The organism is Bacillus sp. YBsi01 (assembly GCF_038406745.1).
GTDB lineage: Bacteria > Bacillota > Bacilli > Bacillales > Bacillaceae > Bacillus > Bacillus siamensis.
The window spans coordinates 524349-549674 of record NZ_CP151679.1 but is presented as its reverse complement, the minus strand read 5'-3'; the positions used below and the strand labels follow the sequence as shown (position 1 = coordinate 549674).

31 protein-coding genes are annotated in these 25326 nt (G+C 45.6%); 3 read left to right on the top strand and 28 right to left on the bottom strand.

What is annotated here, in order from left to right; genetic code table 11:
* Positions 1-8 precede the first annotated feature (8 nt).
* The 12 genes from pfkB to AADZ70_RS03100 form a co-directional block, all read right to left on the bottom strand.
* Positions 9-920 (bottom strand): 1-phosphofructokinase, encoded by a 912-nt coding sequence (gene pfkB / locus AADZ70_RS03155; RefSeq protein WP_016936279.1) that lies wholly within the window; start codon positions 918-920, stop codon positions 9-11.
* The gene (locus tag AADZ70_RS03150) at positions 917-1672 is read right to left on the bottom strand and encodes a DeoR/GlpR family DNA-binding transcription regulator (RefSeq protein ID WP_016936280.1); all 756 of its coding nucleotides are present in this window, start codon (positions 1670-1672) and stop codon (positions 917-919) included. The genes pfkB and AADZ70_RS03150 overlap by 4 nt, the downstream gene beginning before the upstream one ends.
* Positions 1673-1956: 284 nt before the next feature.
* A complete protein-coding gene (locus tag AADZ70_RS03145) occupies positions 1957-3150 on the bottom strand; it encodes an ABC transporter permease (protein ID WP_342007712.1) in 1194 nt (397 codons plus the stop codon).
* Complete coding sequence (locus tag AADZ70_RS03140; RefSeq protein WP_016936282.1) at positions 3147-3839, bottom strand: ABC transporter ATP-binding protein; 693 nt, start codon at positions 3837-3839, stop codon at positions 3147-3149. The genes AADZ70_RS03145 and AADZ70_RS03140 overlap by 4 nt, the downstream gene beginning before the upstream one ends.
* Positions 3840-4976 carry an efflux RND transporter periplasmic adaptor subunit gene (locus AADZ70_RS03135; protein WP_045926919.1) on the bottom strand — a complete coding sequence of 379 codons (1137 nt, stop codon included), beginning with the start codon at positions 4974-4976 and terminating at the stop codon, positions 3840-3842.
* Position 4977: 1 nt separating this feature from the next.
* On the bottom strand, positions 4978-5676 hold the full coding sequence (locus AADZ70_RS03130; RefSeq protein WP_342007711.1) for a YIP1 family protein: 699 nt from the start codon (positions 5674-5676) through the stop codon (positions 4978-4980).
* Between the two features lie 344 nt (positions 5677-6020).
* Entirely contained in the window at positions 6021-6254 is a 234-nt protein-coding gene (gene moaD, locus AADZ70_RS03125) for a molybdopterin converting factor subunit 1 (protein ID WP_015417377.1), read from the bottom strand.
* Complete coding sequence (locus tag AADZ70_RS03120) at positions 6251-6721, bottom strand: molybdenum cofactor biosynthesis protein MoaE (protein WP_342007710.1); 471 nt, start codon at positions 6719-6721, stop codon at positions 6251-6253. The genes moaD and AADZ70_RS03120 overlap by 4 nt, the downstream gene beginning before the upstream one ends.
* Positions 6722-7243, bottom strand: a complete 522-nt coding sequence (mobB, locus tag AADZ70_RS03115) for a molybdopterin-guanine dinucleotide biosynthesis protein B (protein ID WP_342007709.1) — start codon at positions 7241-7243, stop codon at positions 6722-6724.
* Positions 7204-8496: a gephyrin-like molybdotransferase Glp gene (glp, locus tag AADZ70_RS03110; protein WP_016936288.1), complete on the bottom strand. Its 1293-nt coding sequence runs from the start codon at positions 8494-8496 to the stop codon at positions 7204-7206. Before glp ends, mobB begins: the two co-directional genes overlap by 40 nt.
* 17 nt (positions 8497-8513) lie before the next feature.
* On the bottom strand, positions 8514-9533 hold the full coding sequence (locus AADZ70_RS03105) for a molybdopterin-synthase adenylyltransferase MoeB (protein ID WP_099744288.1): 1020 nt from the start codon (positions 9531-9533) through the stop codon (positions 8514-8516).
* 51 nt (positions 9534-9584) lie between these two features.
* Complete coding sequence (locus AADZ70_RS03100; RefSeq protein WP_342007708.1) at positions 9585-10187, bottom strand: molybdenum cofactor guanylyltransferase; 603 nt, start codon at positions 10185-10187, stop codon at positions 9585-9587.
* Between the two features lie 144 nt (positions 10188-10331).
* Here AADZ70_RS03100 and AADZ70_RS03095 point away from each other — a divergent pair, with 144 nt between their 5' ends.
* Positions 10332-11306, top strand: a complete 975-nt coding sequence (locus AADZ70_RS03095; protein WP_016936291.1) for a hypothetical protein — start codon at positions 10332-10334, stop codon at positions 11304-11306.
* Positions 11307-11327: 21 nt separating this feature from the next.
* Here the strand turns inward: AADZ70_RS03095 and rok are convergent, their stop codons facing one another.
* Together rok and AADZ70_RS03085 are read right to left on the bottom strand one after the other, a co-directional pair.
* Entirely contained in the window at positions 11328-11924 is a 597-nt protein-coding gene (gene rok / locus AADZ70_RS03090) for a transcriptional regulator Rok (RefSeq protein ID WP_047475244.1), read from the bottom strand.
* A gap of 467 nt (positions 11925-12391) precedes the next feature.
* Complete coding sequence (locus AADZ70_RS03085; protein ID WP_047475246.1) at positions 12392-12850, bottom strand: TlpA disulfide reductase family protein; 459 nt, start codon at positions 12848-12850, stop codon at positions 12392-12394.
* A gap of 294 nt (positions 12851-13144) precedes the next feature.
* Here AADZ70_RS03085 and AADZ70_RS03080 point away from each other — a divergent pair, with 294 nt between their 5' ends.
* Positions 13145-13951 carry a mechanosensitive ion channel family protein gene (locus AADZ70_RS03080; RefSeq protein ID WP_047475248.1) on the top strand — a complete coding sequence of 269 codons (807 nt, stop codon included), beginning with the start codon at positions 13145-13147 and terminating at the stop codon, positions 13949-13951.
* A 33-nt stretch (positions 13952-13984) separates the two neighbouring features.
* Here the strand turns inward: AADZ70_RS03080 and AADZ70_RS03075 are convergent, their stop codons facing one another.
* From AADZ70_RS03075 to fadH, 14 genes are all read right to left on the bottom strand, one after another.
* Entirely contained in the window at positions 13985-14230 is a 246-nt protein-coding gene (locus AADZ70_RS03075; protein ID WP_013352084.1) for a YkuS family protein, read from the bottom strand.
* 60 nt (positions 14231-14290) lie between these two features.
* Positions 14291-15415, bottom strand: a complete 1125-nt coding sequence (locus tag AADZ70_RS03070) for an N-acetyldiaminopimelate deacetylase (RefSeq protein ID WP_264820071.1) — start codon at positions 15413-15415, stop codon at positions 14291-14293.
* Positions 15416-15485: 70 nt separating this feature from the next.
* Positions 15486-16196: a 2,3,4,5-tetrahydropyridine-2,6-dicarboxylate N-acetyltransferase gene (gene dapD, locus AADZ70_RS03065; RefSeq protein WP_047475251.1), complete on the bottom strand. Its 711-nt coding sequence runs from the start codon at positions 16194-16196 to the stop codon at positions 15486-15488.
* Positions 16197-16277: 81 nt separating this feature from the next.
* Positions 16278-16733, bottom strand: coding sequence for a flavodoxin (locus AADZ70_RS03060; RefSeq protein WP_342007707.1), 456 nt, complete (start codon positions 16731-16733; stop codon positions 16278-16280).
* Between the two features lie 26 nt (positions 16734-16759).
* Positions 16760-17653 (bottom strand): exo-alpha-sialidase, encoded by an 894-nt coding sequence (locus tag AADZ70_RS03055; RefSeq protein ID WP_342007706.1) that lies wholly within the window; start codon positions 17651-17653, stop codon positions 16760-16762.
* The gene (locus AADZ70_RS03050) at positions 17643-18116 is read right to left on the bottom strand and encodes a flavodoxin (RefSeq protein WP_016936300.1); all 474 of its coding nucleotides are present in this window, start codon (positions 18114-18116) and stop codon (positions 17643-17645) included. Before AADZ70_RS03050 ends, AADZ70_RS03055 begins: the two co-directional genes overlap by 11 nt.
* A 110-nt stretch (positions 18117-18226) precedes the next feature.
* Positions 18227-19108, bottom strand: a complete 882-nt coding sequence (gene ccpC, locus AADZ70_RS03045; protein WP_342007705.1) for a transcriptional regulator CcpC — start codon at positions 19106-19108, stop codon at positions 18227-18229.
* A gap of 139 nt (positions 19109-19247) precedes the next feature.
* Complete coding sequence (cbpB, locus tag AADZ70_RS03040) at positions 19248-19691, bottom strand: cyclic-di-AMP-binding protein CbpB (protein ID WP_003154608.1); 444 nt, start codon at positions 19689-19691, stop codon at positions 19248-19250.
* Between the two features lie 143 nt (positions 19692-19834).
* Positions 19835-20026, bottom strand: coding sequence for an antirepressor AbbA (abbA, locus tag AADZ70_RS03035; protein WP_013352076.1), 192 nt, complete (start codon positions 20024-20026; stop codon positions 19835-19837).
* A 140-nt stretch (positions 20027-20166) separates the two neighbouring features.
* Positions 20167-20685 carry a ribonuclease H-like YkuK family protein gene (locus tag AADZ70_RS03030; protein WP_016936302.1) on the bottom strand — a complete coding sequence of 173 codons (519 nt, stop codon included), beginning with the start codon at positions 20683-20685 and terminating at the stop codon, positions 20167-20169.
* Positions 20686-20808: 123 nt separating this feature from the next.
* The gene (locus AADZ70_RS03025; RefSeq protein WP_003154613.1) at positions 20809-21048 is read right to left on the bottom strand and encodes a DUF1797 family protein; all 240 of its coding nucleotides are present in this window, start codon (positions 21046-21048) and stop codon (positions 20809-20811) included.
* A 445-nt stretch (positions 21049-21493) separates the two neighbouring features.
* Positions 21494-22714: an EAL-associated domain-containing protein gene (locus tag AADZ70_RS03020; protein ID WP_007409615.1), complete on the bottom strand. Its 1221-nt coding sequence runs from the start codon at positions 22712-22714 to the stop codon at positions 21494-21496.
* 132 nt (positions 22715-22846) lie between these two features.
* Entirely contained in the window at positions 22847-23404 is a 558-nt protein-coding gene (locus tag AADZ70_RS03015) for a hypothetical protein (protein WP_342007704.1), read from the bottom strand.
* Positions 23405-23518: 114 nt separating this feature from the next.
* Complete coding sequence (fadH, locus tag AADZ70_RS03010; protein ID WP_099744297.1) at positions 23519-24283, bottom strand: 2,4-dienoyl-CoA reductase; 765 nt, start codon at positions 24281-24283, stop codon at positions 23519-23521.
* Positions 24284-24426: 143 nt separating this feature from the next.
* Between fadH and AADZ70_RS03005 the strand changes: the two genes are divergently transcribed.
* Complete coding sequence (locus AADZ70_RS03005; RefSeq protein ID WP_045926903.1) at positions 24427-25290, top strand: metallophosphoesterase; 864 nt, start codon at positions 24427-24429, stop codon at positions 25288-25290.
* Positions 25291-25326: the final 36 nt, after the last annotated feature.

Here is a 25326-nt window from a genome sequence, read left to right as displayed (position 1 = left end):
TTCCTCCTCTATAGACGTGTGACTTTAACTTCAGGAAGAAGCTGCTGTACAAACTCTTCAGTTCCGAGCTCCTCAGAAAACGCCGTCGCGCTTCCGGAAGCAACACCTAAACGGAACGCATCTTCCAAAGGCAGCTGTTTTGAGATTCCCGCAAGGAATCCCGCGACAACGGAATCACCCGCGCCTACGGAATTGACCAGCTTTCCTTTAGGAACATTAGCGAGGAAAACCGCCTCTTTCGTAAATAAAAGCGCACCGTCGCCAGCCATCGAAACTATCGCATGTTCAGCGCCTTGTTCAATTAATTTTTTGCCGTACGGAACGGCTGCTTCGGCTGAGTCAATAACCGTATTGAACATTTCGCCAAGCTCGTGATGGTTCGGCTTCATCAAAAACGGTTTCATTTCTGTCGCTTTCATAAGCGCTTCACCAGAGATGTCTACCACCACCCGGGCATTCTGCTTTCTGCATGCCTCAGCAATTTTTTCATACGTGTTATGCGGAAGAGAAGATGGGATGCTTCCCGCTAAAACGACGATGTCTCCTTCTTTCAGAGCGGAGAACTGTTCTAAAAAGGCACTGAACACTTCGTCTGAAATCGTCGGGCCCTGACCGTTAATTTCCGTTTCATCGCCCGTTTTCAGTTTTACATTTATACGCGTGTCTTCATCCACCTCAGAAAAAGCCGTTTCCAGACCTTCCTGCTGCAAAAATGACGTGATATAATTTCCGGTAAATCCGCCGACAAACCCCAATGCTTTTGACGGCACATGGTGTCTTTTCAGTAATCTCGAAACGTTAATGCCTTTCCCGCCGGGGTACTTCGTGTCATAGCTGGAACGGTTTAAACCGCCTACGGCAAAATCTTCAACGTGAACGATATAGTCAACAGACGGATTGAGGGTTACAGTGTAAATCATGATTTCACTACCTTTACGACAGTTTTTTCTTGGTAATTATCGAATGCAAGTTCTTCAGATTCAGTGGTAATGATAACGGCATCGCCCAAAGCGGCGAACGCTGCGAAAGAAATCTCGCCGAATTTGGAAGGGTCGGCTAAAACATACGCGTTTTTCGCCTGTCTCACAGCCTTTGTCTTCAGAAGAGCCTCATCCGGATCGGGTGTTGTAAAACCGGCTTCAATGTGCACGCCGTTCACTCCGAGAAAGCTTTTGTCAAACCGGTACTGGCTGACCGCCGATAATGAGGCGCCGCCGATCATCGCACCTGTTCGATGCTTCACATATCCTCCGAGAAGATAAAAGGGGATCCCTTTCCTTATTAAAGCGTCGATATGCATAACTCCGTTTGTGACAACCACAATGTCCTTTGTTTGATCTATAAAATCAATCATATGCAATGCAGTTGTTCCCGCATCAAGATAAATACAGTCACCTTCTTCTAATAAAGATGCCGCTTTTTCTGCAATCTTCAGCTTATCTTGAAGGTTTTTGGAGGATTTTTCAAGCATATCGGGTTCTTGCCGGCTGTTGGAAAGCTTAGATGCCCCGCCGTGAACGCGCTTTAAAAACCCGCGCTCTTCAAGCGTTGATAAATCCCTTCTGATTGTTGATTCAGAAGCGTTTGTCATGCTTATCAGCTCTTGAATCTTTACCACGTCACGCTTTTCAATCTGATCAAGGATCAGCTGATACCTTTCAGGAGTGAGCATATTCCGCCTCCTTTGAAAACGTATTCATTTCACCTACAAGATTATTGTAAACGCTTTTTTTACTTCGAGCAACTAAAATCACTCAAATTCATTCAATAACTATCAAAATCTTTCACATTTGTTCATATTAACGTATGTACATAGGGTTTGTAAACTGTAAATTCGACAAAAAGGGGGACAATTGTATGACATTTCTTTTTATCATAAATGAAAAAAGTCTATTATATTCATTCAATCTTTAAAACACAGAAAAAACCCCATGCGGACTGCATGGGGAGGTTTCACTATTCATACCGTAACGCTTCAATCGGATCTAAGCGGGATGCTTTGTTGGCCGGCAGCATGCCGAAGATGACACCGATCAGCATACTGAACAGCACGCCGATACAAACCACCTGCCAGGAAACGAGCGACGGCCAGCCCGCGATAAGGGAAACGAGTGATGCTCCCCCGTAGCCGAGACCGATTCCGATTAAGCCGCCGATTAAAGTAAGCACAACGGATTCAATTAAGAATTGTGTCAGAATCTGTCCTCTCGTGGCACCGAGCGATTTGCGGACGCCGATTTCTCTTGTCCGTTCCGTTACTGATACGAGCATAATATTCATGACCCCGATTCCGCCGACAACGAGAGAAATGCCGGCGATCGAACCGATGATTGTTGTCATGACGGTCGTGACCTGACCGATGCCCGCGGCGATTTCTTCCATATTCATGACTTGGTAGGCCTCTTTTGTGCCGTGATTGTCATTTAAGAGGCGGGCCGCTTCTTTTCCTGTCGTTTTGATTTGATCAGCGGATTCCGTCTGAATCGAAACGTTGCTGTAGTCATTTGTACCGAAAGACGTTTTCAGCATGTTGAACGGAACATACATTTCACTGAGCCCTAATGATAAAAATCCGCTCTCTTCTTTTAATACACCGATTACTTCTATGGGCTGTCCGCCGGCCCAGACGATTTTTCCGAGCGGAGATGTTTTCCCGAACAGCTTTTCAGCCATTTTTTTCGAGATGATGCCCGCTCTTTTCCCGGAAAGGAAATCGTTATCCGTAAATGTCCGCCCATCCTGAACGTCCAGCTTTTTTACGTCCGTGTAGCCGCTGTTAATGCCATTCAGCGTAATGTCCGTTTCTTCTTCATGATAACGGGCCGTCATTGATTTTACAGCGGAAGCGACAACCTGCTTTACGCCGTCCACTCCTTTTAATCCATTAATATCTTCTTCTGTAAAACTCGCTTGCTGCAAAGCGTTTGGATTGGCTGTTAATTCTTCATCGCTCGGCAGATAATACAATTCAATTGTATTGCCCGGCCCGCTGATGGATTGCTTCAGCATTTGCTCTCCGCCCTGCCCGACAGCCACAACAACGATTACTGAACCGACGCCGATAATGATGCCGAGCATCGTCAGAATCGATCTCATCTTGTGAGCTCTGACGGAACTGAGAGCCATCCGGAGATTTTCTAACAGGCTCATTCCCCCACTCTCCTCTGCTCAGAATCGCGGGGAACGATACTGCCGTCACGGACGAAAATCACTCTGTTTGTACAATCCGCCACTTCACGCTCATGTGTGACAAGCACCACGGTCACGCCCTCTGCATTAAGCTCTGTGAACTGCTCCATAATGGAAATGCTTGTTTTCGTATCCAGCGCGCCGGTCGGCTCATCAGCCAAAATGAGCTTCGGCTCGTTAACGATGGCTCTTGCAATCGCGACACGCTGCTTTTGGCCGCCGGACAGCTCATTCGGCATGTGAAGCATCCGATCCGCTAAGCCGACTTTTTCCAGCGCATATTCGGCCCGTTCCTCACGCTCTTTTTTGCCGATACCTGCGTAAATCATGGGAAGTTCGACATTTTTTCTTGCATTCAATCGCGGCAGCAGCTGAAATTGCTGAAAGACAAATCCGATTGATTTGTTCCGGACCGCCGCAAGCTCTTTTTCCGTGCATGAAGATACATCTTCTCCCGCAAGTCTGTAACTGCCTGATGTCGGTCTGTCCAGACAGCCGATGATATTCATAATCGTAGATTTACCTGATCCCGACGGTCCCATAATGGATACATATTCCCCTTCTTCAATCGTCAGGTCGATTGAACGGAGGACATCAAACGTTTCCTTGCCGATCTGATAGCTTTTTTTCACCTTTGAAAGCTGAATCATCTATGCTTTCACATCCGTTCCGTCAGTCAAACCGTCAGCCGGATTCAGAATGACTTTATCATTCTTTGAAAGTCCCTCTTTTATCTCCGTTAACTGATTCGAGGTGTCGCCCACTTTGACTTTCACGCGTTTGGCCTTCCCGTCTTTTACCGTAAAGACCCAGTGCTCATCTCCGTCTTTTTTGACTGCGGAGGACGGCAGCGTATCGGCTTTCCGCTTGTCGGTTTCAATGTTCATAATGAGTTTAAACCCCGGTTTGCCCTCCGGAAGCTTTCCGATCAGCTTGACCTGAAACGGATACTGCACGGCTTGTTCCGTGCTTTCACCAGAAGCAGCTCCTGACTTTTGTTCCGGAACGAGACCGACAGCCGTCACTCTTCCCTTCCATGTTTTATCCGGAATGGCGTCTGAGGTTATTGTAACGCTTTGTCCCTTTTTCACTTTCAGTGTGTCGTATTCAGACAAATTGCCGGCAACGATCAGGTGTTCCGGGTCGCCTATATGTATTACCGGTTCTTGAATATCCGATTTTTTAGAAGCGGCTTCTTGATTTACTGAGATAACCGTCCCGTCCATCTCACTCTTGACATTGAGGTTCGCCACCTGGTTTTCAAGAGATTGCTTTTGCAGGTCAGATTGCTTTAATTCAATTTCAGCTGTTTTTTGCTGAAGCTGCAGATCAGTCCGTTCGGATTCAATTTGTTTTTTGGCTTCCGCTTCTCCCGCTTGTTTTGCCAGATCTGTTTCTTTACTGTTTAAGGCTTGCAGTTTTTCTTGAATTTGTTCCATTTGCAGCCGTTTTGATTGTTCTGTCAACTCATTTTGCTCTTTATCAAGGTTGAGCTGTTCGTTTGTATAAGTGACTAGCGACGATCCCTTTTTTACTTTGTCGCCTTCTTTTACTTTTACTTTATCAAGGGTTCCTTTGTCCGCTTCATAAAAAACATACTGTTCTTTGGAGAATTTAAGTGTTCCCGGAACCATGACCGCAGATGAGATTTCTCTTTTTTCCATAGTCCCGGTATCCACTTTTTCCCCGGCGCTGCCGCCCGCGGGAGCGGCCGACTTATAAATATTGATACTGATGAATACTGCTACAATGACTGCGATGCCGATTCCGATCCAAAGTTTTTTCATGTTATACACCTGCTGCCACTGAATTTAACAGTCCTCCGACTGCCGATACCAAAAGCATAATAACAAACAGGACAATTGCGGAAATCCAGCCTGCTTTTTTAGAAATGCCGCCGGTATAGCGCAGACCTAAAGCGAGCAGAATATAGCTCCAGATGCTGAAAATATCGATCGCGCTTAAAAAGACCGATACGCCGTCTCCGGCCGGTATGACACTCGCCAAAGATGTGACAGGGTACAGTGAGCCCGCATCGGTAAAATAAATGACAAGTCCGTTAATGACTAAGCCGATGTTAGTAATAAATGCAGTAAAGAGGCCGAGTGAGAGCATTTTTTTATAAGTTGTCACGCCGCCTGAAATTTTGACGCACAGCCAATAAATAAGCGGAACGATAAAGAGAGCGATAATGCCTCCGAAAATCCCTCCGAAAATCGAGCCGAATTTCGCAATGGTTTTGGTCATTTCAATCTGATCATCGGTCAATCCGTCAAGAGATGAGCTGGTCAGTAATTCTTCATAATTCATCCCCAGCCCGCGCAAAATACTCCCCGCCGCAATGAGAATGATGACAATCAGGAGAGGAAGGCCGATGACCGGGTGTTCTCTTAATCTTTTAAACTGCACAACTGGACTTGTAATGACGCCGAAAATTGACGGCTTTTCCGTTACTGCCGTATTGTTTTTTTCCAGATTTGGTTCCATATTGCTGATGCCTCCTATGTATTATTCTGTTTATACGTACGCATCCGGCTTATAAAAGTTTCAATTTTTTTGCCGTTTGCGTATTTATGCTAAATTGTAACACAAAATCTTAAATGTACGTTCCATAATTATGTAAAAAATGACCAGCGCCGGACTGATATGAAAGCAGGCTCAAAATCTTGTGGTGACGCCGTTTTAAGCCTGTGTATGTAAAGAAAACGGCACAATAAAAAATCCCCTTTAAATTCCATTTGGTCTCCCCCGGGAATTCAGCCTTTCTTGCCGATGTTATCGGCGTACTGTGCAAAAAAGCCGGATGGCAATGATGCACATCCGGCTTTTATTCACCCTCCGCTTACAGGCGGGATAAAGGCAATGGTATCGCCTTCTGTTACGATGCTGTTGTCTTTTACGTAAGTTTCATTGATTGCGATCATGGCATTGTCTATCGTCTGAAGGCCGTACCGTTCTTTTAACAGCGTTTTTACAGCAGACGCTGCCGCCTCCTTTTCGTCAAGTTCAATGACCGGCGTTCCCGCCTGCTCCGCAAGTCCGGCAAACAAAAGTACTTTAATCATCGTGATTCCCCTTTATTTAAATCCGGTTTTCCGTTCGGATAAGGCCTCGTTTCCAGCTGATCGCCTATCCATTCTTCGCCGTCTTCCCAGATCTCTTTTTTCCAAATCGGAACAATCTGTTTTATCCGTTCAATGGCATATTCATTCGCCTCATATGCCGCCTTTCTGTGCGGAGAAGACACGGCGATTACGACCGCTGCTTCTCCGATATCAAGGACGCCGACGCGGTGAGTGATCGCAGCTTCGGCTCCCTCCCATTTCGCGCTGATTTCATCGCCGATTTGAGAAAGCATTTGAACAGCCATCGGTTCATATGCTTCATATTCAAGACGCACCGTCCGCCGTCCGGCAGTCCACTCTCTGACCGTGCCGATAAACGTTGTGATGGCCCCGGCTTCGCGCTTTTCAACTTTTTTTACGATATTTTCCGCAATGATAGGTTCCCTTGTAATTTGAAAACGTTCCATTTATGCAGATCCCCCTTTCAGCTGCGAAAGCACAAACATAATGGCAGCCGGATCATCCGCATGGAATACGGGTATGCCCGCATCTGCAGGCATATGCTCCGTACTTCTGCTGACAACCGCGAACACGCGCTCCAAATGCTTCAGCTTTTGCCAATCTTCGCTGCTTTTAATCATAATGATTTTCGGATGCGGCGCATGTTTAAAACCCTCAATGAGAAGACAATCGATTCCCAAATATTCATACAGGCCGATCAAACCAGCCAGATCCCATTTTTTTCGCGCCGTAAGCTGCAAGACCCCGTCCCCTTCTACTGCCGTAACCGCGGCACCGGCTTTTGATAAGCGCTCTGAATCCTTTCCGTCAGAAAAAGGTTCCGGCTCTCCGCCATGTCCGTGATGCTTTAAACATCCAACCGTGCATTCTTTCGGCGCCGCTTTCAGTATACGTTCGATAAACGTTGTTTTACCGCTGTTTTGAAACCCTACGATCTGGACGATCGGGAAAGAATTGACCACGGCCACTCACTTCCATTCTCATCGCGGATGAGAAGCACGTGAACCGTCCGTCCCGCTTCATATCCTCTCGTTCCTCCCGGCAGAAGGATAAACGCGTTTGCTTCGGCAAGAGATGTGACTGAGCTTGATTTGTCGAGACCGACCGGTGACGCCATCATCTTTCCGTCCTTATGATAAACAAACGCCCTCACAAATCTCGCAAACGGATTCGGCTTCGGAAAGTCGTTTGTTAACACGGCTTCCGCCCATCCGGCGTGAGGTTTTTCATTCAGAAGCCAAGACTGAATCATCGGTTTGACAAACAGAGTGAAACCGACGTAACATGCCGACGGATTGCCTGAAAGGCCGAACAGCAGCATGTCATCAGCCCGTGCGACAGTTGTCACACTCCCCGGGCGCATTGCCACTTTGTTAAATAAAACTTCCGCTCCAAGCTTAGCATAAATGTCAGGAAGAAAATCAAAATCACCGACTGACACGCCGCCGGTCGTGATCAGAAAATCGGTTTTTTTCATGGCTTCCTTCACCGCCGCATAACTGTCATCAAAATCATCGGAAATTTTGCCTAAGTTCAGCGGCACCGCACCCGCTTCAATGATCTGGGCATACACCATGGCCGCGTTGCTGTTGCGGATTTTCCCGGGTTCAAGCGGATCGCTTACATGAAGAAGTTCGGTTCCCGTGGCGATTATCCCGACCACCGGCTTTCTCACCACAGGTACGGAAGCGTAGCCGAAGGTTGCCAAAAGAGCGGTGACGCCCGGCGTGATTTTCGTTCCTTTTTTTAAAAGCGAGCTGCCCTTTTTTGCATCTTCTCCTTGGTATGAAATATTATCACCCGCATGGAAAGGGCGTTTCACCGACATGTAATCCGTGCCGTTTTCAGAATACGTTTTTGTCAGCTCAAGCATCACTACGGCATCCGCGCCTTTTGGAATCTGCGCCCCTGTCATAATGCGGACCGCTTCATACGGTCCGAGCTCTTTTTCTGACACGGCGCCGGCTCCGATATGGTCAATGACTTCAAACGTGACGGCATTATCACGGGAAGCCGTCTTTGAATCGCACGCCCTGATGGCAAAACCGTCATACGGAGAACGGTCAAAGGCAGGCACATCATGGTCCGCCTTAACATCTTCTGCCAAATAGCGGTGAAGGCTGTCCTCCAGCGGCACCCATTCGGTATCCCCCTGTTTTTTATATCGGCTCACCCGGCGGACTGCTTCGCCCACCTGAATCGGCGTTCTTTTTTCAAGCATAGCAATACCTCCCCTTACTACAGTCCGATCACTCTGGCCAGAACTGAATTTGCTTCTTTGATGTCGTTTGTACCGTGAATCAGAGCCCGTCCGTCTTGAAAAATAACGATCCTGAAGCGTTCGTATGCCATGTGCAGCAGAAATTCATTTGCTTCGACTTTGCCGATCTGCTTCAGACGTTTGACGAGCTCTTCTTTGTCCAGCCTCTTTAACGCTTCCGATCTGATTTGAACGGTGTCTCTTCCGCACAGCACGCTTGCTTTTGGCCTATTTTCAGGCTGCAGGTACGGGTATACGGGCTCCGCGCCGCAGGAAGGGCAATGATCCCGTTTGGTCTGATCCACATTTACGCTCATATTGGTGTTATTCCACACATCAAACGTAAAAAAGCGCCGATTTACCGCTTCATGGTTACCTGTCAGCAATTTCAGCGCCTCAGCCTGCTGATAAGCAGAGACGATATGAACCGCCGGAGGTATGATCCCTGCTGTATCACATGTCGCTCCGCCCACGGGTATTTGCTCAAACAGACAGGATAAACACGGCGTAACCCCCGGGATAATCGTCATACACATCCCCTGACTGCTGACACAGGCACCGTAAATCCAAGGCGTTTTCGTTTTCAGCGCCAGATCATTGATGACCATTCTCGTTTCAAAATTATCTGTCGCATCCACGATGCAATCCGCTTGTTCGATCAGCGGTTCGAGCGTTTCCGCCGTACCTTCAGCCGCATAAGCATCTATATGTATGTCACTGTTTATCGCCAAAAGACGCGTCTTAGCCGCCACGGCTTTCGGCAGGCGTCCTCTCGCGTCTTCTTCTGTATACAGCTGCTGTCTTTGTAAATTGCTCCATTCCACATAATCCCGGTCAATAATCGCCATACGGCCTGCTCCGGCTCTTGCCAGCCCCTCTGCTGCGGCTGTTCCGAGGGCCCCGGCCCCGACAATCAGGACACTGCTGTCAGCCAGCGCCTTCTGCCCTTTTTCCCCTATCGGCTTAAATCTTGTCTGCCGCGAATAGCGCTCTTCCATCTGTGTTGTCCCCTTGCATTTTTATTTCCATCATACCATGTTTCCTCACCATCAGTCCTGATGTGAAGACTCGATAAGCGCCAAAAGTCTGGCGTAATCATCCCGGGTGTTGATATTGACGAACTCTTCCGGCCCGGCGCTGATGTCTTCAGCCTGCACATAACAGACAGACAGATGTTTCAGCGTGTCTGCCATTTTCAGCTTGTTTTGTGCCAGCTGATCAAAAAGCACCTCTTGCACCCGTTTATGATAAACAGCCAAGAGAGGCTGCGCTCTGTTTTCACAAATCGGAATGACAGCGTCCACATTTCCGGTCAGCTTCATTTCAAGCGCTGCCATGGTCTTTCTAGTCACGAGCGGCGTGTCACAGGATATGACCGTGTATGTTTCGCCTTCCGTTTGTTTCATTGCCGTATATATGCCGGCCAGCGGCCCCATTCCCCGAAACTGCGGCACATCGGAGAAAACATGTCTCTCTTTGTTTGCTAAGAACTTTTTTATATGTTCAGGGCGGCTGATAATCACCGTCTCTCCGCAGCCGAAGGCTTTTTTCGCCTGCTCATAAAACATGCCGCCCTTCCACTTTGCAAAAGCTTTCGGTTCCCCGAACCTTCGGGAAGCTCCCCCTGCTAATATTACATTCACCTGTTTCATGTCATCTCTCCCCATTCTATATAAAAGCATAGCAAACGCCTCAGCCGAAATACAATATTACAGTGCTTGTCAATTTAATTAAGAGGAATAGCCGTCTGTCCTATTCCATATTGTAGTGTTAACATCATGAGGGAGATGGTTCTTATGAAAATATCAGGTCCGTTTTTCCACGACACTTCTCAAGAGAACCTTTATTTGAAGTCAGAACTTTCGAGATGCAGAAAACTGATTTCGGAGTTTGAAGCAAGCTACTTTCATCAAAAAAACAATAAGCTTCAGGAGGAAAACGCCAATATTAAAGAGCGGCTTCACAAGCTTACTGACGAACTGGAAGCAATGGCTCAAAAACACAAACAGACAAGTAACACGGAACGGTCTCTGCATGAAATCAGGGCCGGGCTGCTCGATAAAATCGTCATTCTGCAAGAACTGCTGCAGAAGGAAACGTTTCGGCGGAAAAATGAGATGGAAGAAAAACACCGTCTCCATCTTACGAATGTAAAATTTGAAGAAGAAAATAAAAACTTACATACCCGTATCCGCTCACTTGAGACCGCCATGGAAACCGAACAGACTTCTCACGAAGATACGAAACGGCGTTTTCAGGCTGCTGCAGAAGAAAATATCCGGCTCCAAACACAAATGACAGAAAAAGAATACCAGCTCAAACATATTAAAATAGAAATTAATCATATGAGAGATCGAATACTAGAAACAAAAGAACGGCTTGTAGAAATAGAAAAAACGAAAGAAAAGTTATTTCAAGAAACCATTCTCTCGTACAAAAGACAGCTGGACGAAAGTGATGCTTGGATTGCCGGTCATTTTGCTGATATTGACAGCCGGACGGCGGAACCGGCAGAAAAAGAGCTGGAACTTCCTTCTGCTGCGGCCGGGACTGTTCAGGCAGAAGACTTGCTTAAAGCGGTCACCGAACAAGTCATCTCCCTGCAAAAACAGTTTGCACAATCAGAGTCCCGTGATCAGTCGTTTGAAGAAAAGCTGGACGCGGTGAAAGAACGGGCTGATGAAGAAAAACCGTTCCAGAAATATGTCGTCAAGCTTGAAAAAAAGGCGTTAAAAGATACGCGGGACAGCACAAAAAAACTGCTTGAGTAACGCAAGCAGTTTTTTACTGTTTTATTCAGCAGCCGTATCATTTGCCGTTTCTTCTGTTTCCTGAGAAATTTCTCCCTCAAGAATATATTGGCCGCGGTATGGTTTTTTCACTTCCGGATACATTTTAATTAAACTTTGCATAAACGTTGTCATATTAGGAATTTCAAGGCCGCTTTCCTTCTCAATTTCCTTTTGCAGCTCCGAACTTTTGATCGCCGCATTGTGGCGCTTCAACGTTTTAATGGCTGCTTCGCGCAGTTTTGCCGCTTTTGAACCCGGTCTTGCCGTCCCTCTTCTTCTTCTTGTAGAACCATCCGGAATGCCGGCGGGAAGGGACGTAATAGACTGCATTTGCGGCTGGGAGGATTGAGGCTGTGTCTGCGGCTTTTGGTAGCTTCTCATTTCCTGTGCCGCAAGCTCTGCAAGCACTGGGAGAGAGTCGCTTTTTTTCTCCGGACGAAACTCTTTTTTTGTATCAGACAGGCTGCCCGTATTGTCTAATTCTCTCAGTTTTGCATATATTTTATCTCGTTCTATTTGATATTCACGAATGACTTTTACCTCTGCCTCGTTCAATTGTTCTAAACGTAAGCGCAGCGCTTCTCTTTCATTAAACATGTGTAAAACCCCCTGTCAAAAATTTAAACGCTTTTATTTAGATATTAGATTACAAAAGTAATTTTATCAACTATTATTTTAGCATTTTACTATTTTATTTACTCTATGAAAAATTGCTTATTTTCTGAAAATGGTACTTTCTATACAAAAACCCTCGTCATATAGGGGATTCTGGGCGATGTTCCATTTTGTTCAAACCCTTCAAAATATAACTTGAAATTACTTGTTTAATGAAAATTAGCGTAATATCTACAATTTTCGACTATAATATGTAAAAGCTAAAGATATGGAGAAAACATGCGATACAGCGTGTTTTCTCCCGTTTTTCTTCATTTTCGTTTTCACTCCAGCTCAACAATCACACATGTCCTTTTGGAATTTTTTATCTAATCAGCACAAAAAACCCTATTACCTAACGGCAAAGGGTTTGCAGAACCGAGACAATAGTCCGACGGAGATTGTCCCAATTATTCAGAAGCCTGCTCCATTTCTGAAAGTACGCGGCTGACGCGTTTTTCAAGCATTGTCATCCCGGCTCCTCCCGCTTGAAAATGACGAAGCTGTCCGGTTTTATCAAAAACGTAATAAGCCGGCACATATTGATTCTCAAATGCTTCAGTCAGCGTATGATCGCTGTCCACGTAAATCGGCTGAGAGATATCGTGTTCAGCCGCTGTTTCCTTGATTTTCTCAAGGTCAAGATCATCTTCGGAACGGGGCATATGAACGGCTACCACATTCAGCTGATCTTTATATTTATTACGAAGCCCGTTCACCTCAGGCATCGCTTCTTTACACATGCCGCAGCTGACGGACCAGAAGTGAATCAATGCCGGCTTTTCACCGATCAGCTGTTCCTTCGTGACTTCTCCGTTAATCCAGGCTTTGGCGCCTGTCAATTCAGGCATTTGCTGATGTAATTTCATCTGATGTCCCTCCTTATGAAAAAGATTTGTGATCTTTCGTCCGCACTCTCATTTCGCTCGGGCAACATCCGGGTGTTTTCCCTCCAAAGTAAATGATTTGGCTGAACCGACATGTTAAAATGAGAGCGGAGATTCTTTAGTTAGTATCTTCACGAAAATAATGAGATTGAAACCGTTCAATAGAATAAATCATAACTGTAAAAAACTGATTTCTATTAAAAGGTTTATCCTATTGTAAAACGGGTAAGTAACTTTTAGCTTTTTCTGCAATAGACTTGAAAGGAAGACATCACTATGATTGATTTAAAACACTTTGATTGGGCCGGGCTCATCACTTCTGCGGGGATTTTTATCGTAAAGCTGGCACTTATTATTTTAGCGTATTTTATTTTCCGGACGGCAGGCAAAAAGCTGATTAAACATCTGTTTCAGAAATTCGAGCAGCAAAATAACCTTTCTACGGGCCGCGCTTATACTTTGCGGAGTCTCGCGCTGAATGTGTACGGATACATACTGATTTTCGTTTTTATCGTCATGATATTGGATTTATTTCACTACAATCCGAGCGCTCTCATTGCAGGCGCCGGCGTGGTCGGTCTTGCAGTCGGCTTTGGCGCTCAGGGACTTGTCAGTGACATTGTCACCGGATTTTTTATCCTTTTGGAAAAACAGATCGATGTCGGTGATTATATTACGGTTGCCAGCTACAGCGGCATTGTCGAGCAGGTCGGTCTGCGTACGACGCAAATCCGGAGCTTTGACGGCACGCTTCACTATCTTCCCAACCGGGGGATCACAAATGTGAGCAACCATTCTCGCGGAACGATGCAGGCGCTTGTCGATATTAAGGTGCCGCTTGAAAAAAATCTTGATGAAACCATTCAAGTCCTGCAAAACGCCTGTGACAAAGCAGCCCTTGAGCTTCCGCAGATTAAGGAAGGACCGGACGTCATCGGGGTTCAGGATTTAAGCACATCAGAAATGGTCATCAGAATCATCGCCAAAACAGAAAATATGGAGCAATGGCGGGTTGAACGCGTGCTGCGGAGAGAAATGAAAATCGCGCTCGACCGTTTGAAAAACGCCGCTTCTGCCGAATAGAAAAACCGAAGCATAAGCTTCGGTTTTTTCTTTTTAATGAAATTTTTTTTCTACTTCGCTGCAGATTTCGTCAGCTGTCATTCCGGAAGCCGTAATGACGGGAGCCTGAGTTGACGTATCGGCAATGCCTTGGACATTGCTGTCAAGTCCGGTTACGACACAGCAGTCACAATCCTTCGCATCCTCAGGAGTCTTCATCATCACTACGTCATATCCCTTTTGTTTTAACGCCTGTTCTACATCCGATAAAGATTGTTCAATTCCAATTTTTTTCGTCATATTGAACACCTCCGTTACGTAGAATGCTCAATTTTTGTTAGATTATTCTTCTTTTCGGATTTAATTGGCATACTCCGAAAAATATCCGACCATGACATTTACTGCGGTTTCCATCGCATCTTCATCCGGATTCAGCTTTGCGTGATGAAGCCCGTGGGAAGAATCGGCACCGAGCCAGAACATGAAGCCGGGGTATTTTTTCAGCATATACCCGAAATCTTCTCCGGTCATCGCTTCTTTCGCCGTTTTCACTTCTGCAAGATGATGCTCACTGACAAATTGCATAAATTCTTCGGTCAGGCCGCTTGTATTATAAACCTGATGATAAACGGACGGGTACGTGACCTTCCCTTTGCAGCGGAAGCCGATTTCAATTCCTTTGACGAGTTCTTCAATCCGCTTTTTCACCATACGCATTGATTCTTCAGAAAGCGTCCGGATCGTTCCTTCCAGATGAGCATGCTCTGCGATGATATTTTGCGCCGTGCCTCCGGTAATCGTTCCGACAGTAATTACCGCGCTGTCAAGCGGGTCCGTATTTCTGGATATGACCGTCTGCAGCTGCGTGACAAGTGTACTTGCGGCGACGACCATGTCGTCTGCTGTATGCGGATATGCCGCATGTCCGCCTTTCCCCTCAAGGTCGATGACAAGCTCGCTCGTATTGGCAAACAGCAAACCGCTTTTGGTAGAGATTGTGCCGACCGGCAGCTCAGGTGCTATATGGAGAGCCGTGATCAAATCCGGCGTCCATTTTTTCAGCACATCGCTTTCAAGCATCGGTTCCGCTCCGCCCGGTCCTTCTTCAGCCGGCTGGAATAAAAAGAGCAGATCATGCTTGACCGGGTGATGGACAAAGTGATCAATAATGCCGAGCGCGATGGTCATGTGCATATCGTGGCCGCATGCGTGCATAAAACCGGGATGTTCAGATGCAAATGGAAGCCCCGTCTGTTCTTCAATCGACAAAGCGTCTATATCCGCTCTGTAGGCGAGCATTTTTTCCGGAGCCGTGCCGTTGACTTTGACAAAGATACCGGTTCTCCACGTTTCGATTTCAATTCGTTCTTCTGGATATTGTTTCAATATATTCAGCAGGTACTGCTGTGTTTTATATTCCTGAAAGCCGATTTCCGGGATGCGGTGCAGATCTCTCCGGATCGCTATGAGCCGCTCTTTTTCCATATGTATTCCTCCTTAAGATAAGAATAAGGCGTGGATTTTATCATCCACGCCCATTCTATCAAACCATTCCTTACAGCTGGCGTAATTCCTGTTTGATTTCTGTTTTGCCTTTTGTTTTTTCATCGATATCTTTGATTTTTTTCGCTGGTGTTCCTGCTACAACGGTATATGGCTCAACGTCATTTACTACGATGGCTCCCGCAGCGACAACCGCGCCTTTTCCGATTGTTACGCCTTCAAGCACAACCGCATTTGCGCCGATTACAACGTCATCTTCCACGACAACAGGCTTAGCGCTTGGCGGCTCAATAACGCCCGCTAATACAGAACCCGCTCCGATGTGACAGTTTTTTCCGACAGTCGCGCGTCCTCCGAGCACAACGTTCATATCAATCATTGTGCCTTCGCCGATGACTGAACCGATATTAATGGACGCCCCCATCATGATAACGGCATTGTCGCCGATTTCGACTTGGTCGCGGATAATAGCGCCGGGCTCGATGCGCGCTTTTACATCTTTCAAGTCAAGCATCGGAATCGCAGAGTTGCGACGGTCATTTTCAACGACGTAATCCTCAATTTTTTCTTTGTTTTCTTCAATTGCCGCTTTAATGTCAGCCCATTCGCCAAAAACAACGCCGGATTGGCCGTTCAGGAATGTTTTAGCGGAATCGCCAAAGCTGATTCCCTCAAGATCGCCTTTTACATACACTTTTACAGGCGTTGATTTTGTACTATTTTGAATAAATGAAATAATTTCATTTGCATCCATCATTTTCATATGTATTGTCCTCCTCTGATTTTCTACCTCATTACTGTAACAAAGGAAGGATGCAAAAACAAGAAAAAAAGGAACAAGCCTTTATTCTGCCGGCTGTCTGCACAATGCGGCAAACTGTCTTCCGAATTCCCTGAGCTCTTCTTCCTCGCTGCCTTCAGGATTGTTTTCAATTTTGACCGGTGGCAGCACCACCCATCCTCCCCGGGCTGTGATCACTTTTTCCAATTCGTCAACCGCTCCGCAAAAAAACGCGTAGGACGTATCTCCGGAACCGAACAGAGCAAATGTTTTTCCTGCAAAATCCAGGTTTTCCATATCCTCAGCGATATCGAGCATTTCATCAGGAAGATCCCCGTCTCCCCACGTATATGTGCCTAATAAAATATACTCATAGTCATTAAAAAGTTCGGCATCGATATCCATCGCTTCATATCTGTCTACGGATGCTTGTGCTTCGATCAGCCCTTTTTCAATCAAATCCGCCATTGCCTCGGTGTTTCCTGACATTGTCGCATAAACAAGCAATACTTTCCCCATCTCCGTCTCTCCTTTATGTATAGAAACTAATGTGCGAGCCGGTCCGCCTCATACGGTCTGACAAACTTACATTCGTAAAGGCCCGCGCAAAAAAAGCTTTCTTTCTGATTGGCCACCCGCCATCCGTGACCGCGGATCGTATCAAACCATTTTAATTCTCCGGCGGCGAAATCAGCTTGGTAAATGCGCGAAAATCCGTTTTCGTCCTGTGCCGAAGTGACATAAATAATACCGTCATCCTCAGAAACGTCGAGAAATGATTTTTCCCGTACGGCAGGCGCGGCTGTAATGACAAACGCCTCGTCCGTCCGTACGTTTCGGACGGCAACCTCGCCCCGTTCTCCCTTTGCCGCACCCTTTGCGGCAATGAGCCAGTCCTTCTTGTACATAAGCATGGAAGCCGTCATGCGCTGTCTTTCACGGCTTATACGCCGGATGCGGCCTTCTGTCAGATCGTACGCCCAAATGCCGCCATAATTCATATGAATCCGGGTGCCGATATAAATCGTCTGACCGTGCAAACAAAGCGAGCGGATGACAGGCGGTTCCTTTAAATGTGCAAAGGGCTTAGCCACATGCCAAGTGACGCCGAAATCATCAGATAAGTAGAGGCAGTGCGTGCCGTGTGCACAGACGAACCCGTCATTCCGCCCGGCAACGGCCCAAACGGAGGCGCTGGTCGGAAATCGGGATGCCGTCCAGGTCTTTCCCTGATCGGCCGATCTGAGGACGGCGCCTTTTTCCCCCGCCGCGAATATGTAAGGCCCGATGTAGGTCAGCACATGAATCTTGCTTTTCATCCGGTACAGCCTTTTCCAGCCTTCTTCTGCAGAAAAATGAAAAATGCCTTCGTCTTTTACTGCGACAAAAAAGCCTGAAGACACTGATGCCATGACAGCCGTCGCGCCTTTATGAAACATGGCACCGGTCTCCTTGGTGAGCGGCCCATGCAAGAAAACCGCGGACAAATTCTTTGCAGCATTCCTGATCCTCAGCCGTCTCAGGCGCCAATTCGATTTTCAGCGTTTCCGGATATAAATTGGCTCCGGCCTGTTCAAACGCATCGCAAAACAGCGTAACCGCTTCACAAAACTTCGGATAGGCGTGATCGCCTGAACCGAAACAAGCCGTTTTCAGTCCGTTGAGCTGACGGTGCAGAATATCTTCATAAAAATCTTCCGCTTCGTAAGGAAGATCACCATCTCCCCATGTGTATGTGCCGACAAAAACATAATCATATGCTTCGAGACAATCCGCATCTGCCTCATCCATGTCAAGGCAGTCAATTGCAATCTGATGCTCGCTCAGTGTTTCTTTTATAATGCCGGCAATATCCTCCGTATTCCCCGACATGCTTGCGTATATCATTAATGCTTTCTGCATATGATCACCCCGTAATTGATAATGATTTTCAATAACATATACACTACTTTAAATGATAATGATTTTCATTGTCAATAAAAAATAAAAAAAGACAGCCTATTGCTGTCTTTCTAAAAAGGGCTCTCCTGCTTCAGCATATCTTTGATGACAGAAACGAAAGCCTGCACCTGTTTTAATTCAAATGCCGGCTCATAACCGAGCAGCCATGTGTCGCGGCCGATCGGATGATCCTTTGCATCAAGCAGGGGCATTTTATTTACTTTGTCTTCCTCATCTAAGGTGACTGACGGCAAAATGGCATAACCGATTCCGTGCAGCGCCATCTGCTTGCACGTTTCAATCTGATCGACGAGGATCGTCTGTTTCGGCGAGGTTTTGAATTTTTGATGCCACCAATGCTGAATTTCCTGAAAATATGTACTGTCACTTTTGAACTGGATAAACGGCCGGTCGGTATGGGCTATATCATCAATGCAGGAAATTTCCGTATCGACCAAATATAAATGATCGGTCATTAGATATTCTTTTCGGCCTTTCCATTCCGGGTTTCCCCGGATGATGCCGATATGTACCTGATCTTCATACAGACTTTTCAGCATTTCGCTGCTCCATCCTGTAATGAGGGAAACCTTTGCATTCGGATATCGCTCCACATATGTTTTTAACACTTTCGGAAGCCAGTGCTGCCCGATAATGGAGGCGACGGCAAGCTTCAATGTGCCGTGAATTTCCCCTTCAAGTTCATCAATATTTTCTCTTATTCTCTCTTGCCGGTCCGTGACATCATTTGCAAATTGTATGATTTTTTCTCCTGCCGGCGTTACCGTGAGTCCTTTTTGAGATCTTAGAAAGATCTTTGTTCCCCAGGCTTTTTCAATGGTCTGCAATCGCTGGGACAGAGCCGGCTGTGACACGAATAACCGTTCGGCAGCCTTCCTCATGTTTAATTCCTCAGCTAAAATTACGAGCATATGAAGCTCATGAAGCTGCATGTCGTCCTCCTTTTCAATGCCTTCTCGTATTTCTTATCTACCATTCTAATAAATTAAAGGCTGCCGAAGCAAGTGCGACCAATATGTATACGTTTTCTTTTTCTGGCATGCAAAGAACAAATAGGCTGATCGTGCGAGCCTACTTATTCAATGACCTGATATGACTGCTCAGCTGCTTTAATACGACTCTTCTCGTAAAGATGCCTTCAAAGACACCTTCATCATTTTCAACGCAGACAAAGCCGTTGTTAATGACCATGCTGAACCCTTTGATAATCGGATCATTGATGTGGAGACGGGGAATGTCTTTCAGCATGACCTCCTCAACCGTAATTTGATCCAGCTTCTCAAACTCAATCCGCTCAAGTCCGAAAATGCTGTTCATAATCATATTTGTGCCGATCAAACCGTGCAGACGGTACGAAGCGTCAAGGACTGGAATAGCGGTATAGCCGGTTTTCGTCAGCACTAAAAGAGCATGCTCAAGGTTGTTTCCGACTTGTACGTGCGCCACTTTATCCGCCTCGATCATAAATTGTCCGACTGTTGCATCAAGAAGCTGATCTGATTGTAAGCTAATCATGTCACTTCGACCCCTTTACATTTTTCATCAAGACATGTATTCCCTATATCGCAATAATATAAACATTATCATTTTTTGTCGAAAAGTTTCCGTCAATAAAAAAGATACTCTTTGCAATCGAGTATCAATTTATAGGCCGCTGATTAATTTTCGTTCCGGAAACGGTCATAAAGCGTTACGAGTTTTTTATAAGTGGTTCCATCAACGCTTTTTGACCCTGCTTCTATATCGTTGATTTCGCTGGTCAAAAGCTCAATGGCATATTCATGATTGATCAGGATATTCAGCAGAAGTTTTTGTTCTTCTTCCGTAAATCGTTCACCGATAAGACTCATACGTAATCAGGCCCCCTATTTTTAACTGAATACCTCTGAAAGCAAGATGATATTTGCTTTCAGCTCTACCGCTAGGATAAGTAAACAGAAAAAAATCGTCAACCGCATAATTCGACAATTTGCGGATTCTGTATGACATATTATTTTGTGTAACGATTGGCATAACTGAATGCTGTGCAGGAATCGGGCTTGATTTTCGCTTCAATGCCCATCGAGGTAATACGGCCGGTCATTTCTTGTATCAATTCTTTTGTCAGCCCTTTTTGGCCGATATCTAAGTGCACTTCAAATGTAAGATCCGCTCCTTCATCAGCGAAAGGCAGGAGCAAATCGGTAATTTCCATGAAACGTCCGTCGAGGATATGCGCAGCCATCTCCTGGCTGAATGCGGTTTCCAGCGAAATTTTTTCGCGAAGGCTATGTATCGGTCTGGCGAGATCGTGATTTTTCAAACAGCCCCAAGCTCCCTTGCCTGTACGGTGCAAGTGTATAGCCGTAATAAACTTCGTGAAGTCGCGGTAAACTTGTGAATCAGTCCCCACAGACAGCACGTATGCTGATCGGGGGTCTTTATTGACAAAGCGTTTCAGCCGCTCCATCACGTCTTGAAAGGTCATCTGTGCCTCAGAAAGATTATAAAACAGAAAAGAATCAGCCATGTACGGACACTCCTCTTTCCAAAATCTACAACCAAACGAACGAGCACGGTTCCTTTGCATGATTTAATAAAGCTCCGCTTGCGGAAGACGGGAAGCTTGGTCAGCCTGAAAAATCAAACCAAATTACTGAAGGAGCTCAAAAATTTCAATAGAAATCATGTCAATGTTATCAAACGGATATGTGTTAGGTTTTTCACCTTTTTGGAAAACCGTCAGCTCAAACGTTTGATTCTTTTCAAAATATTTAACACTGCATATTTTCTCACCATTTACTTCGAAGTAACGCTGCATCGGCTCATTAGCCGCTTCGGCTGTTTCTTGCAGACTTTGCAGCCGTGTGATGATACCCATTAATTGTGACATTCTAAAAAAAGACTCCTTTCAAAAAACAACTTCAAATCAACAAGTATTTATTATAATACAAGTTCTACAGAGCATCATACCATAAAGTAGACCGGGATGGCATTTTCCCGCTGGATTTTCAATAAGAAAATAAACGGGAAAACCGTGTTTTCGAATAGTTTGAAGCTTTTTTCGGAATGTCATACACCTTTTATAAATGATTTTTCGCTTTTTGAGCCGCCATTGTCAGATGTATGTGAGAAGAAGCCTTTTTATGCGCTGGAAGGCATAAAAAAACTTGGCGGGGGTAGCGCCAAGCTTTTTCGGATCTTGATCTGATAGAGGGGTTGGGGAACAGAGAGTAACTTCTCTCTATAACTAAATGATAATGATTATCAGTATCATTGTCAATCGTTTTTTTAAACTTTTTCACATTTATAAAAAAAAGCGGCTTACAGCAGCCGCTTTATAGTAATCCGTCCTGTTCATATAAATAAGAGTAAGGCAGATCGATAAATAAATACATATTGTCATCCATCGGGTATGAAAAGGTTCTGATCATCTCACCCGTTTCAATATCACTGTACAGGTCACTGAAAAAGCCTTTTCTTGAATTACGCATCTTCATGATGTTTTCTAGAAAGTACGGACGCCAGCTCCAGTTTTTCTCCATGTATTCAGGCTGATAAAGCCATTCGCCGGATTGCTTGAACACATTTCCCGTCAGCTGATAGCCTTCTTCATCACACATATAAATTCTGAAGCAGCAGTCCGTCAGGTTTTCCGCCAGTTTCTTAATAAACTCATCATCCGCCTGATGGGTTTTCTTCAGCTCGGAAACTGCCTGATTGACCCGCTTATAAAAATTCTCAGAGTGTTCGTATACTGTCTCCAGCTTCTTTTTTTCTCTCGTGATAAATTGCTGAAACTCTGTTTTCAAGCGTGCTTTTAACAGGCTGCGGTCTATAAAATCGCCGCTCGGCGCCTGCAGATAATAGCCTTGAAAAAATCGGCCTCCGTTTCTCCATGCGTACTGGAGCTGGAAATCAGCTTCTATATCTTCATACAGCAGCGCGGCGCCGATTTTTCTCGCCAGCAATGAAATGCTGTACAGCACATGCTCATAGGATGGTGACGGCTGAGATACCTTCAGCGCCTGCAAATCTATTTTCAGAAGGTCCGGTGAAAGGAGCGCGATTCTGTCCAGGTTGCTGCTCTCCTTACCTATATTGTCCACCGCGATTTTAATGCCGTATGTACGATAGTAGGCAAGCATATGGTACAGCTGTTCAATGTCGCCTTCGAAATTGTGCTCGGTGATCTCAAGCACAATACGGTTCAATTCAATGCCCTGCTCTTCGTATTCTTTCAAAAGCTCAAGAAAGCTTTCGCCGTGGTCAAGCATTAATACATTCGCATCCTGATTGATAAAAATCAACAGATCACGATCAGCTTCTTTAAACCTCTCCAGCGCCTGCCTGATGACTCTGTCATCGACCTCAAGCTTATATTCTTCCGGAATGCCGGAATCTAAGAAAAACGGCCCTAGGCTCTCAATCTCCGCATCTGCCAAAATCCGGCCAAGCACTTCGTAGCCTACGACTCTTTGTTCCTCAGCGTTAAAAATCGCTTGGTAATACGGAATGACATCATCAATATTCGTCAGTATATCAAGTGGGTCCAACATGTTATCACCTGCTTCTCTATCTTTGTCTGATTATACACAATTATATCAGCACCACAAATGTTTAGATTAGGGGAAAAGGAGGCAGTATGGCAGCAGCTTAAAGTAAAAGGGGGACATTTTTAAGATCACTCTTTAGACCGGTTCATTAAGGACGTTGTTCATTTGTTTCACAATCACAAATAAAAGTATAAATATAAGAGCATTATAACCGGCAGCTGTCCAAAAATAATGGCTCCAATCAGTTCTGTTATATATCCAATCATCCTCATGTTTCAACTGAAAGAAAGTTCCTTTTTTATCTAACGTGCCAAATGTAAGGGTTGTGAACCCGCCAACACTCTTGGAAACGTCAACTCCATACATTGAACCGGCATGATCAGTATGATTTATTGGCATATACGTATAATCAGATAAATTTGTTTCCGCCAGCTTGGTCGGGAGAGACACATATAATACAGCCGATGTATCGCCTCCGAGCCCGCTCAAATACTCCCTGGCTTTAATAAATTTCGTTTCATCAGGAAAATCGATGTGATATAGCTTTTCAAATCTGATTATTTCATCAGATGTAAGATGGGTATTTTGATAATACTCTGGAGTAAAAGCACAAATCATAAAGTACCAAATATTAAAGATGATAACTAAACTGCTTAAAAATAGTACAACGAACCATTTTAATAATTTCTTCAATTAATGGCCCCTTAATCTTTCAAAATTATATCATAATTTTGAATAGAAAATAAAACAAGCGAACGGCCGGCTTTGACGTTCGCTTGTTTTGCAAAATAGTCAATATATGAAAAATTAAAACGGATAAGGATTCAGCCACTGCCCGCCGTCCATTGTGATACAATCCCCGTTTATGTAGGACGCTTCATCGGATAGCAAAAACGCTGCCAACGCGGCGATTTCTTCCGGTGTGCCCAGCCGGCCAAGCGGGACACTGTTCATAGTGCGGGACATTGCTTTTTCCGATTCAAACAGCTTCTCCGCACCGCCTGTTCGTTCAATCGGGCCTGGGGCTATCGCGTTTGTGCGGATGCCGTATTTGCTCCCCCATTCAACGGCCAGCGTTCTTGTCAGTGACAATACCCCCGCTTTGGCTGCAGCGGAATGAACGACCCCTGCTCCCGCTCCCCATGCGTATGTGGCGGCCATATTCAATATGACACCCTTCTGCTTTTGCTCGATCCAATACCTTGCCGCGGCTTGGCTGCAAAAAAAAGTGCCGTTTAAAACAATCTCAATAACCGCTTTCCATCCGTTGGGCGTCAGCTTTTCTGCCGGGCAAATAAAATTACCGGCCGCATTGTTAATCAGCGCATCAAGCCGGCCAAAGACCTTTACCGCTTCTGTCATCATGTCTGAAGCGGCGGATTCTGAACGGACATCCATTTGAAAACAGGCAACCTGTCCCTCAAAGGTCTCAATTTCTTTTCTAGTTTCCTCAAGTGCTTCCTGGTTCCTCCCTGTCACCATGACGTGCCATCCCAGTTCAGCCTGTTTTTTCGCCATTGCTTTTCCCATGCCACTTGAACCGCCTGTAATGATTACCGCTTTCTTATCCATAATAACCCCACCCCTTTTATTGAATGAATAATCATTCATAATTCTATCACAGATGTCTCTGCCCGTCATTACATGCTGAGAAGGGATTTTCCGGCCAAGCTGATGATATAATAGAAAAACTCTTACAAAGGTTGGTTTTACATATGGAGAAAATGACGAGAAGAACATTTTTAAAAAGAGGATTCAGCATTTTTGGCGCGGCTCTTGCGACGGCTTGCGGAGGCTACGGCTATGCCCGATATATTGAACCGCGTATGATTGAAATCACCCGGCATACAATTACCAGCCGCCTGATTCCACGCGGCTTTGACAATTTTAAAATCGTTCAATTCAGCGATACGCATCTCAGTGACGTGTTTACAACCGAAGACTTGAATAAAACAGCGGAAAAGATCAATCAGCTGAAACCTGATCTGCTTATCTTTACGGGAGATTTGATTGATAAGCCGCATTTATATCATGATTATCAGCATGCGCTCGCCGTGCTGCAAAGGCTTGAAGCTCCTTTCGGCAAACTTTGTGTATACGGGAACCATGACCACGGAGGCTATGGCACGAACACGTACAAGACCCTGATGGAAGCGGCTGATTTTCAAGTGCTTCGCAACGGCTATCGTCAGGTGCAGCTGGCAGATGGGAGCCGGATTGAACTTGCGTCTTTGGATGATTTAATGCTCGGAAAGCCTGATTATGAAGGCACTCTATCCCGTCTTTCCGAAGATGCGTTTTCCATTTTACTCGTTCACGAGCCTGATGCCGCACTCAAGATCGGCGGACATCCCGTAAACTTGCAGCTGTCGGGACATACTCACGGCGGTCAGGTGCAGCTTCCGTTTTTCGGGCCTCTCATTACGCCCCCTTACGGAAAAACGTATACCGACGGCATGTATACACTGCATGACACAACCGTTTATGTCAATCGCGGGCTCGGTACGACAAGGCTGCCGTATCGATTTTTAGCAAGACCGGAAATCACGCTGTTCACATTAAAAACTGTACAAAAATAAGACTTTTATCCCGATGCACAAACAGCCCCTCCTTAA